We start from the raw sequence: 993 nt of genomic DNA, 5'->3' as shown, positions 1-993 counted from the left end.
CTCTATGGCGTGGCGCTGAAACCAGGCCAGAAGGCGCTGGTGTTGGAGGCCGATCTGACCAATCGCACGGCGCAATCCGACAAGGCTTATTTCAACGTCTTCAAGCCGGACGGGATCGACCTGCCCGATTCCACGCCGATGATCGCGCTGGCCCGCGATTCGACGCTGACGCCGGAACTGCATCCCGGCATGACCGAACGCATGGCCTATGTCTGGCCGCTTGCCGGTAACGCCGCCGTGCCGGCAAATCTCAGCTTCGGCGTCACCGCCGAGATCTTCAAGCCGCGCGACAATCTTTACGGCACGCCGGGCTGGTTCAATTCCTATCGGCTCGGCACCGTCACCATGCCGGTCGCCGACCTGCCCGAGAGCGGCTCATGAGGATCCGCGCCATCGGCAATCTCCTGATCGTCGCCGCCACCGTGGTGCTCAGCTACGGCATGCAGGTGTCGAAGCCGCATTATGCCGAACTCACCGCGCCGATCCCCATTGATGGCGCCATGCACGACACGGTGCGGGCGCGCAGCTTCGATGTCCGCCTCGACAGAATGGTCTTTGCGCGCACGCTGAAGACCAACCAGTTCGGCCAGGAAAGGCTGCTGACCACCAGCGGACTGTGGGCGGTGGCAGCGACCAATCTCACCGCCACCAGCACCTCCACCACGGTCGCCGACGGCACCTGGCAAGGCCCGACCGGCCTGCGCTACCGCCAGACGGAGCGGCTCAGCTATCGCCAGGATATGCCGCCACATGCCGTCGATCCAGGGCTGGAGAGAAGCGGCCTGTTCGTCTTCGAGTTGCCGGCCGACCAGATCCGAGGCGCCAGCCTGCTTATCGCCGCACGTCAGTTCGGCCCGCTCGACGCCCAGGCTCGCATCAGCCTCGATGCCGTTCCGACCGGTGCCGATGGTCAACCGGCGGATGTCTTGCCGCTATACGATCTCGACGCTCCTGCACCGCCGCAGGGCCAGACACGGCAGGGCCAGACACGGC

Annotated in this window: 2 protein-coding genes; both read left to right on the top strand. The window is 65.6% G+C overall.

Features of this window, described 5'->3' with window-relative positions; all coding sequences use genetic code 11:
* Positions 1–381 (top strand): hypothetical protein (locus EN994_RS33050; protein ID WP_127308232.1); only part of this gene is annotated, 381 nt, incomplete at its 5' end.
* The coding region (locus tag EN994_RS33045; RefSeq protein WP_127308231.1) for a hypothetical protein at positions 378–993 on the top strand (616 nt) is incomplete at its 3' end. The genes EN994_RS33050 and EN994_RS33045, both read left to right, overlap by 4 nt.

This window comes from Mesorhizobium sp. M7A.F.Ca.CA.002.09.1.1 (genome assembly GCF_003998555.1).
GTDB lineage: Bacteria > Pseudomonadota > Alphaproteobacteria > Rhizobiales > Rhizobiaceae > Mesorhizobium > Mesorhizobium ciceri.
Note: the sequence above shows the minus strand (reverse complement) of the source record. Positions and strands in the feature narration are given on the sequence as shown.